Origin of the sequence: Micromonospora sp. NPDC001898 (assembly GCF_042891255.1) — a bacterium.
Lineage (GTDB): Bacteria > Actinomycetota > Actinomycetes > Mycobacteriales > Micromonosporaceae > Micromonospora.
On record NZ_JBIATC010000015.1, the window covers coordinates 117,006 to 125,984 of the forward strand.

The following is an 8,979-nucleotide window of genomic DNA, read 5'->3' on the forward strand; positions in this document are numbered from 1 at the left end:
TGGTGGGTGACGGGTGTGGCGGCGCCGGGTCCGGCGTGGTGGCCGGGCCCGACTGCGGGGGTCAGCTCGCGCCGAGGGTGGTCAGCGCGCCGCGGCGCCCAGGTGCAGCGGCACCAGGTCGGTGCGGCGGGCGGTGTCCAGGCTGATTCCGGCGGCGGCGGCGGGGCTGGCCTGGGCGGGGGTGTCCTTCTTCTCGAACAGCGTCTTCGTCACCGCGCAGGCGACGTTCGCGTCGAGGTCCGTGCGGATCAGCAGCACGTTCGGCATCACGATGGTCGGGGTGTCGGTCCCCGTCCGATAGGTGTCCTTGCCGATCGCCCCCGCCTGGTATGCCGGATTCAGCCCCGCCAGCTGCGGCAACAGCGGGCTGATGTCGCTGAACCGTACCTTGTCTCCCGAGGTCCTGAACAGGTCGGTTATCCCGTTCGTGGGCAGGTCACCGGACCAGGACAGCCCGTCAACGCTGCCGTTCTCGAACCCGGAGTCGGCCCGCACCACGACCTGCGTGTAGTTGTCCTAGATTCGGCCAGTGCCTCGACCGGCAGCGGGGCGGTGAAGCCGCCCTTGCCCTGCGCCGCAGAGCAGCCCCAGCCCGTTCGGGGTGACCACGAAGGCGATCGGCGCCCGGTACGCCGGCAGCGTGTACCGCAGGGTCTGCCGCCTGGTGGGGACCAGCCGGCCACTGCGAGCACGCCGCGCACCCCGGCCACCAGCTGCGACCAGCCGGGCCGGGGTGAGCCGGTGCACGCGGTCCAGGAAGGACAGCGCCGCCGCGAGCAGGGTCGCGAAGACCACGGCGCCGGCGGATACCCGGCGGGCCGTGATCGGGCCGGCTCAGGGGTACGCGGGCGGCGGCACGGTCAGGTTCCGGGCCAGCGCCACGGCCCCGTGCAGCGAGGAGAGCCCGCCCAGGGCGGCGGCCCGCACGGCCGGCGCCGCGCGGCCGGGCCGGGCCAGCCGGGCCACCTCCCGCTCGACCAGCCCGACGAAGCCCGGCAGCCCGGCGGCGAACCCGCCGCCCAGCACCGCCACCGACGGGTCGACCAGCTCGCCGAGGCTGACCACGGCCGCCGCGAGCGCCGTACCGCTCGGCCGGACCGCGTCGTGGGCCCACGGTCGGTCCCGCGCCAGCCCGTCGCGCAGCTCGGCGAAGCTCACCGCGCCACCCCGCCCGGCGGCGGCCCGGCGCAGCGTGGCCGGCCCGGAGGCGATCGCCTGGAGGCAGCCGTGCCGGCCGCAGTCGCAGCGCGGCCCGTCGACGGCGACGACCATGTGCCCGACCTCGGGTGAGCCCCGGCCGGCCCCGGGCAGCGGGCGTCCGCCGAGCACCACGCCCCCGCCCACCCCGGTCCCCACCCCGAGGTAGACGACGTCGTCCGCGCCGACGTGCCGGGCCTCGGCGAGCGCCGCGAGGTCACCGTCGTCGGCCCAGGCGGTCCGGCTGCCGGGGAAGAGCCGGCGCAGCGCCTTGTCGAGCCGCAGCCCGGCCCAACTCGGCCGGCCCGGCCAGACCGTCACCCGACCGGTCGGGTCGGTGGTGCCGGGCATCGCCACCCCGACGGCCGCCAGCCGCCAACCGGACTCCGCGCGCAGCGCGTCGACCGCGCCCGCCAGTGCAGTCACGTCCGCCTCGGCGTCGCCGCCGGCGGGCCAGGTCAACGTCCGCTCGTACGCCCGCGACGCGGCGGCCCCGAGCTGCTCGTCCGCCCCCGGGTCGAGGCCCGGCGCGGACGCGCACCGCTCGGCCCGCAACGCGACCTTGGTGCCCCCGATGTCGACCCCGAGCACGGCGGTGTCGGTCCGCTCCGGCACCGGCGGTCAGCCCCGCAGCACGTGCAGCACCGCGACCGCGGCTGCCGCCAGCCCGAACACGGCGGGCATCGCCGCCACCGAGATCGGGTCCCGGGCGCGGAGGTGGAAGATCACCGCGCCGATCATCTGGAGGGTCAGGCCGATCGCCGCCGCGATCCCGGCCGGTGCCCAGTACAGGCCGAAGATCAGGCCGACGACCGCGGCCAGCTCCAGGTTGCCGATCACCTTGGTGAGCCCGGGGGAGACGCCGAGGTGGGCCATCCGCTCGCGCATCTGCGCCTGGCCGGTGAGCTTGGGGTAGGCCAGCGCGGCGAAGACGGTGGCCAGGATGACGCTGAGGACGATGATGGGAATCTGCACGGTTTCTTCCTTCTCGGAGGGAGTCAGGGCCGGGCCGACCCTATCGGCCAAACGGCCGGGTGGCCGGTACGCGCGGCGGCGGGCCGGGCCGGTGGCGTCCTCAGTCGACGGTGGCGACCAGCGCGCGGGCGGCCAGCCGGTAGCCCAGCGAGCCCAGCCCGACGATGATCCCGCTGGCCAGCGGGGCGAGCACCGAGTCGTGCCGGAAGCTCTCCCGGGCCCACACATTGGACAGGTGGACCTCCATCCACGGCCGCGGATAGTTGGCCAGCGCGTCGCGCAGGCTCCAGCCAGCGATCATCAGCGCGCCCGGGTTCACGATCGCGCCCACCGTGTCGTAGTGCTCCTGCACGGTGCGGACCAGTGCGCCCTCGCAGTCGTGCTGCACCGCGACCACCCGCCAGCCCCGCGCCGCGACCTCCTCGCCGACGGCCCGCTCGATGTCGGCGAGGGTGTCGGTGCCGTAGATCTCCGGCTCGCGTCGGCCGAGGATGCCGAGGTTCGGACCGTTCAACAGCAGCACGTCGGACACAGCTCACCTCGCGGGGAACAGCCCGGGTACGGCCACCTCGCGTGGCTGGCCCCCGCCGGGCCGGCGACAGATTCCCCGCAGTCTTACTACGCCGCCGGCCCTGTCCGCGCCGACCGTCGCCGGCCCGCCGTCGAACTAAGGGGTGGGTAGGGGCCGTTAGGGGAGGTGAGCGTCCTTCCGGGTCGGTTAGCGTCCACCGCGAGCCGATGACGCTGGCCGATCCGACGGCGGCGTCCCCGCTCGACCGGCCGACCGGCGCAGGCCCGCCGCGGTGGGCGAGCCCGGGTCCGCGGGACGCGCGAAGCCGCCGCGGGACGGTCGGGAACCGCTGGTCCTCCTGGATTGGGAAGTGGGAAGTCATGAGTGGTCAGCCGTCGACGGTGCCGGAGTTCCCCGAGTGGCCGCAGTTCGGTGACGAGGAACGAGCCGGCCTGATCCGCGCCCTGGAACAGGGTCAGTGGTGGCGGATGGGCGGGAGCGAGGTCGACACCTTCGAGGCGGAGTTCGGCGCGTACCACGGCACGCCGCACGCGCTCGCCGTCACCAACGGCACCCACGCCCTGGAGGTCGCACTGGAGGTGCTCGGCGTCAAGGCCGGCACCGAGGTGATCGTCCCCGCCTTCACCTTCATCTCGTCGTCGCTCGCCGCGCAGCGCCTCGGCGCGGTCGCCGTGCCGGTCGACGTCGACCTGGACACCTACTGCGTCGACCCCGCCGCCGTCGTCGCCGCGATCACCGACCGCACCAGGGTCATCATGCCGGTGCACATGGCCGGCCAGTTCGCCGACATGGACGCGCTGGACAAGATCGCCGCCGACGCCGGGGTGGCGCTGCTCCAGGACGCCGCGCACGCCCACGGCGCCCAGTGGCAGGGCAAGCGGGCCGGCGCGCTCGGATCGGTGGCCGCGTTCAGCTTCCAGAACGGCAAGCTGATGACCGCCGGTGAGGGTGGCGCGGTGCTCTTCCCCGACGAGGAGACCCGCGAGCGGGCATTCCTCGTGCACAGCTGCGGCCGGCCCCGCACCGACCGGGACTACCTGCACCGCACCACCGGCTCCAACTACCGGATGAGCGAGTTCACCGCCGCCGTGCTGCGCGCCCAGCTCGCCCGCCTCGACGGCCAGATCGAGGCGCGCGAGCAACGCTGGCCGCTGCTGGCCAGCCTGCTCGCCGAGATCCCCGGCGTGGTGCCGCAGGGCATCGACCCGCGTACCGACCGCAACCCGCACTACATGGCCATGTTCCGGATTCCGGGGATCACCCTGGAGCGCCGCCGCGCCGTGGTCGACGCGCTCATCGCCCGGGGCGTCCCGGCGTTCGTGGCGTTCCGGGCCATCTACCGGTGCGAGGGCTTCTGGGAGGCCGGTGCCCCCGACGAGAGCATCGAGGCGATCGCCGCCCGCTGCCCCAACGTCGAGCAGATCCACTCCGACTGCGTCTGGCTGCACCACCGCACCCTGCTCGGCACCGAGCAGCAGATGCACGACATCGCCGCCGTGCTGGCCGACATCCTCGCCGAATGACCGGGCTGCCCCCGGCCGCCGCGCCCGACCGTCCGGTCCGGGTTGCGGTGGCCGGCCTCGGGTGGGCCGGGCGGGAGATCTGGCTGCCCCGGCTCGCCGCGCACCCGGCCTTCGAGGTGACCGCCCTGATCGACCCGCAGCCGGCCGTCCGGGACGCCGCCCGAGACACCCACGCGGTGCCCTTCGCGTACGCCGACGTCGACGACCTGCCCGTCGGCGCCGTCGACCTGGTGGTGGTGGCCGTCCCCAACCACCTGCACGCGGCCGTCGCCGCCGGGCTGCTCCGCCGGGGCGTACCGGTGTTCCTGGAGAAGCCCGTCTGCCTCACCTCCGCCGAGGCGGAGCTGCTCGACGGCGCGGAGCGCGACGGCGGCGCGGTGCTGCTGGCCGGCAGCGCCGCCCGGTGGCGGGCCGACGTCCGGGCGCTGGCGGAGGTGGCCGGCGAGCTGGGCCCCGTCCGGCACGTCGACGTGGCCTGGGTCCGCGCCCGGGGGGTGCCCGACGCGGGCGGCTGGTTCACCCGCCGCGACCTCTCCGGCGGCGGCGCGCTGGTCGACCTCGGCTGGCACCTGCTCGACACCGTGCTGCCGATGCTCGGCCCGGACACCCGGGTCAGCCACGCCATCGGCAGCGTCTCCGACGACTTCGTCAACGACAGCGCCGCGCACGCCGCCTGGCGCAGCGAGGCCGGGACCGGCGGCCGGTCCCGCGGCGACGTCGAGGACACCGCCCGGGGGTTCCTGCTCACCGACGGCGGCGCCTCGGTCGCCCTGCACGCCTGCTGGGCGTCGCACGAGGCCCTGGACCGCACCACCATCACCGTGCAGGGCATCGCGGGGTCGGCCACCCTGAGCTGCACGTTCGGGTTCAGCCCGAACCGGGAGCCCACGCCGGTGCTCACCCTCACCCGCGCCGGCGAGACCGTCCCGCTGCCGGTGCCCGCCGAACCGATCGGCACCGAGTACGACCGCCAGCTCGACGCCCTGCCCGGCCTGCTCGCCGACCCGGCCAGCCGGGGGGTGGCCGCCGCCGAGGCCCGTCGGACCATCGACATCATCGAACGGATCTACTGTTCCGCCCGGCCCACCGAGCCGGAGCGGGAACACGCGCTGGCGGGCCATCGCGACCGGTGAGAACCACCGGCGACCTCACTCGCTCCGGGGAGCAGCCATGAGCCAACCACCGCCCATCGTCGACGTGCCCCTCCCGGCCGTCGACGTGTCTCTCCCGGCGCCCGGCCGGGGTCCGATCCGCGCGGTCGTGTTCGACCTCGACGGTGTCATCGTCGACAGCTCGGCCGTCATGCGCGAGGCGTTCAGCATCGCCTACGCGGAGGTGGTGGGCGACGGACCCGCGCCGTTCGAGGAGTACAACCGGCACATGGGCCGGTACTTCCCGGACATCATGCGGCTGATGGGGCTGCCGCTGGAGATGGAGGAGCCCTTCGTTCGGGAGAGCTACCGGATGGCGCACCTGGTGCCGCTGTTCCCCGGCGTCCGGGAGACCCTGGAGGAGTTGCACGTCCGGGGCATCCGGATGGCCATCGCCACCGGCAAGAGCGGCCCCCGGGCCCGCTCGCTGCTCGACACGCTCGGCGTGCTGGGCCTGTTCGACCAGGTGATCGGGTCCGACGAGGTGGCCCGCCCGAAGCCCGCCCCGGACATCGTGCTCCAGGCGCTCGGGCATCTCGACGTGCCGCCGGCCCAGGCCATGATGGTCGGCGACGCGGTGATCGACCTGCTCAGCGGCCGGGACGCCGGCGCCACCACGGTCGCCACCACCTGGCACGGCGGGGACCTCGCCGCCCTGCTCGCCGCCGGCCCGGACGTGGTCGCGCACGCCCCGGGCGACCTGCTGGCCCACTGCCCGGCGGCCCTCGCCACCTGACCCGCGCGGTTGCGGCTGGGGCGTGTGTCGGAGGGCGGGAGACGCACGGCTACGTCTCCGGCGGCAGGCAAGCACGATCGCCACCAGCCGGCACCGACCGCTGCGCTGACGATGAGCGGACGTCTACCAGTCCCGGAGCGCTCCGGGGCGGGGCGGCCTCCCGGGAACCGCCGGCGACCGCCCAGCCGTGCAAGATCATGATCGATCCCGGAAAGCGTGGCCTCCTACCCGCAACGAGGCCACACCTTCCCTGATCGAGCGCGATCGTGTGCCTGATCCAGCGCGATCGTGTGCGCTCGTCCGGACCCCGACCCCCAGACCACGTCAGGGGTTCGCCAGGGCCTGGCCCCAGGCGGGAAGCAAGCCTGAACGCCCGGAGCGGGCCGGCCCCGGCGAATCCCACCCCGTTCTCACCCGTGCCGAGAGCCGACAGCGCCGAACCGAGCCGAGGTACGCCGACGGTCGACCAGGCTCTAGGTCAGCGCTACCGCCAGGTCGGCTGCGGTCTCAAGTGCAGCAGCGGCCCGTCGGGCTTCCTCCGTGCTCAGGGCGACAACGTCGACGCGGGCCAGCATCTCGGCTGCCGTGGCCGGGTCGTGCAGCACCATCGCAATCTCGGCGCGGTAGACGAGAACCTCCACCAACGCGACCGGGTCGTCACCTGCCTCGGCGTGGGCCAGCGCACTGTCGAGGATCCGAGCGGCCTGCCGGGCATCACCTCTGGAGTCGCCCTGCACGACGGCGTTCGCCAGCGCCTTGGCCAGGCGACCGGTGGGTGCCGACGGGGGTTCGGCAGCCGCGTTCTGGGTGACGCGGATCCAGTTGCCACCCGGGTCGATGACGCTGAACCCGCTCAGCCCGTCCTGGTTCCTCCGCGCCCGGGGCGTGGTCATCCGCGGCGTCCCGGAGACCAACACCTTGCCGTACGCGGCCCGCATGCCTGCCGCGAAGGCCCGGTAGAGCTCCCCCGTGTCCGAGGTCAACACCAGACACGAGCCGTAGGACTTCTCCGGGTCGAACCCCGCGATCTCGAAGAAGTGCAGCTGTAAGTCCTCGCGTTGCAACGCCACGTACGGGTTGGGCTTGCGCTGCTGGTAGGTGGTGTGGAAACCGAGCACCTCGTAGAAGGCGGCGATCTCCTCGATGGAGGCGCAGGGCAACAGAGGAACGGCTACTTCGTTGGTCATCCGTACTTGATAGCCGTCGTGAGCAGACGCGCGCACATGGGAACAGCCGATCGTCGTACGCAGCCGACCGATCGTCCGAGGTGGCGCGAGCCGGGCTGATGGCCAGCGGATTTCTGGGCCCGAGCCGATCACTGATTCGGTGGAGGTGGCACTTCCGGTACGGGTCGGAACGCGGTGAGCGCCCCCTTCCGCTCCCCGGCCCGGATCCGCGACCGGCCCGCCAACGTCGGCGTGGCGTTGCCGGGCCGGGGCGGCGTCCGGCGGACCCTCAGTGCGCCTGGTCGACGCCCTCGGGGCCGGCTTCGAGGAAGCGCAGCATCTCGGTGGCCAGCACTTCGGCGACGGGGGCAGGGACCAGATCGGTGCGGACGGTGACGCGCAGGAGGGTGTCCCCGTCGCTGGGCAGCACCTCGGCGAGGCACGCGCCCGACCACTCCCGGGCGTACGGCTCGACGATCTCCTCGGTTCGGCAGCCGGGCAGCTCCAGCGGGAGGACGACGTTGTCCTGGTAGGCGAAGGAGGGCAAGCTGTTGGCCACCTCGGGGGACATGTCGAGGGCCGGGTCGGTGGTCATCTCCAGGAAGGACACGTCCTGGGCGGCCATAAGCTCGTCGACGCTCCGCTGGACGGCCCGGATCAGGTTCTTCTCCGGCCCGTCGAACCGGACCCGGAGGCAGTTGGAGCTGACCCGGCTCGTGAAGGTGGAGTCGAGGATCCGGCTGCCCCGCTGGGCGACGATCATCAGCATGGCGATGTCGTTTTGCTGGTGGAGGGCGCGGAGCGCGGAGGCGTAGGCGGCGGCGAAGTAGCTGGAGCGGCTGAACCGGTGTTCGCGGGCGGCGCGGTCCCAGCGTTCCAGCACGTCGGGGGTGACGCTGACGATGTGTCCGGCCTTGGGGCCCCACATCGGGGTCTCCACCAGCAGCTCCTGGGGTCGGCCTTCACCCTGGCGGGAGAGCCTGCGCAGTTGCTCGCGCCAGTAGGCCCGCTGTGCGTCGAGGTCGGCTGCGTCGCGCAGGCGGGTGTGCTCGTCGTAGAACTGGCGCAGTGTGGGTGCGGGTCGGTTCCATTCCGGGGTTTTGCCTGCCAGTCGGGCGGTGTAGGCGTGGCTGAGGTCGTGGGTGAGGAGTGTGTGGGACCAGCCGTCGAAGGCGATGTGGTGGATGCCGATGCCGAGGAGGATGCGGTTGGTGGATTTTTCGCGGATGAGGGCGGCGCGCCAGTTGCGGCCTTGGGTGTAGTCGAGGGGTTGTTGTAGTGCGTCGGTGAGTTGGTGGAGTGCGTCCTGTTCGGTGGTGGCGTCGGTGAGGAGGCGGAGCTGGGGCATGCCGGGGTTCGGGGGGATGATCGCGACTGGTGGGTCGGTGCGTCGGTAGCGGGCGCGCAGGGCCTCGTGCCGCTTGTGCACGTCGCCGAGGGCGGTCATCAACGCTCGGGGGTCCAGCTCACCCTCGATCCACCAGGTGGTCGGGCAGACCAGGTCGAGCGGGAGCCAGACGAACTTGCCGACGGACAGGGCCAGCGAGACGGGCTGGGCCGGGCCGGGGCGTCCGGTCACGGGTGGCTCCGGTTCGACGCTGGGGCGTCGGGGTGCGGTGGTGAGCCAGTGGGCGAGGGCGTGTGGTGTGGGGGTGCGGTGGATTTGGGAGACGGGGACGATGGTGTTGGTGGCTTCGTC

At 73.4% G+C, this 8,979-nt stretch carries 10 protein-coding genes; 3 read left to right on the top strand and 7 right to left on the bottom strand.

Annotation, left to right across the window (positions count from 1 at the left end):
- Positions 1–81: 81 nt before the first annotated feature.
- The 5 genes from ACFYZF_RS24900 to ACFYZF_RS24920 all read right to left on the bottom strand — a co-directional run bounded on the left by ACFYZF_RS24900 (position 82) and on the right by ACFYZF_RS24920 (position 2,704).
- Entirely contained in the window at positions 82–498 is a 417-nt protein-coding gene (locus ACFYZF_RS24900) for a TAXI family TRAP transporter solute-binding subunit (RefSeq protein WP_387024616.1), read from the bottom strand.
- 18 nt (positions 499–516) lie between these two features.
- The gene (locus ACFYZF_RS24905; RefSeq protein ID WP_387024618.1) at positions 517–795 is read right to left on the bottom strand and encodes a hypothetical protein; all 279 of its coding nucleotides are present in this window, start codon (positions 793–795) and stop codon (positions 517–519) included.
- 39 nt (positions 796–834) lie between these two features.
- A complete protein-coding gene (locus ACFYZF_RS24910) occupies positions 835–1,812 on the bottom strand; it encodes an ROK family protein (protein ID WP_387024620.1) in 978 nt (325 codons plus the stop codon).
- A gap of 6 nt (positions 1,813–1,818) precedes the next feature.
- The gene (locus ACFYZF_RS24915) at positions 1,819–2,172 is read right to left on the bottom strand and encodes a DoxX family protein (RefSeq protein ID WP_387024622.1); all 354 of its coding nucleotides are present in this window, start codon (positions 2,170–2,172) and stop codon (positions 1,819–1,821) included.
- Positions 2,173–2,272: 100 nt separating this feature from the next.
- On the bottom strand, positions 2,273–2,704 hold the full coding sequence (locus ACFYZF_RS24920) for a type II 3-dehydroquinate dehydratase (protein WP_387024624.1): 432 nt from the start codon (positions 2,702–2,704) through the stop codon (positions 2,273–2,275).
- A gap of 359 nt (positions 2,705–3,063) precedes the next feature.
- Between ACFYZF_RS24920 and ACFYZF_RS24925 the strand changes: the two genes are divergently transcribed.
- Genes ACFYZF_RS24925 through ACFYZF_RS24935 form a run of 3 tightly spaced genes read left to right on the top strand, consistent with a single transcriptional unit; the run spans position 3,064 to position 6,114 of the window.
- Entirely contained in the window at positions 3,064–4,227 is a 1,164-nt protein-coding gene (locus ACFYZF_RS24925) for a DegT/DnrJ/EryC1/StrS family aminotransferase (RefSeq protein ID WP_387024626.1), read from the top strand.
- On the top strand, positions 4,224–5,360 hold the full coding sequence (locus tag ACFYZF_RS24930) for a Gfo/Idh/MocA family protein (protein WP_387024628.1): 1,137 nt from the start codon (positions 4,224–4,226) through the stop codon (positions 5,358–5,360). Before ACFYZF_RS24925 ends, ACFYZF_RS24930 begins: the two co-directional genes overlap by 4 nt.
- 37 nt (positions 5,361–5,397) lie before the next feature.
- Positions 5,398–6,114, top strand: coding sequence for an HAD-IA family hydrolase (locus ACFYZF_RS24935; RefSeq protein WP_387024630.1), 717 nt, complete (start codon positions 5,398–5,400; stop codon positions 6,112–6,114).
- Positions 6,115–6,587: 473 nt separating this feature from the next.
- On the opposite strand, the gene ACFYZF_RS24940 is transcribed toward ACFYZF_RS24935, so the two are convergent.
- Positions 6,588–7,301, bottom strand: coding sequence for a VOC family protein (locus tag ACFYZF_RS24940; RefSeq protein ID WP_387024632.1), 714 nt, complete (start codon positions 7,299–7,301; stop codon positions 6,588–6,590).
- Between the two features lie 268 nt (positions 7,302–7,569).
- Positions 7,570–8,979 (bottom strand): condensation domain-containing protein (locus ACFYZF_RS24945; protein WP_387024634.1); only part of this gene is annotated, 1,410 nt, incomplete at its 5' end.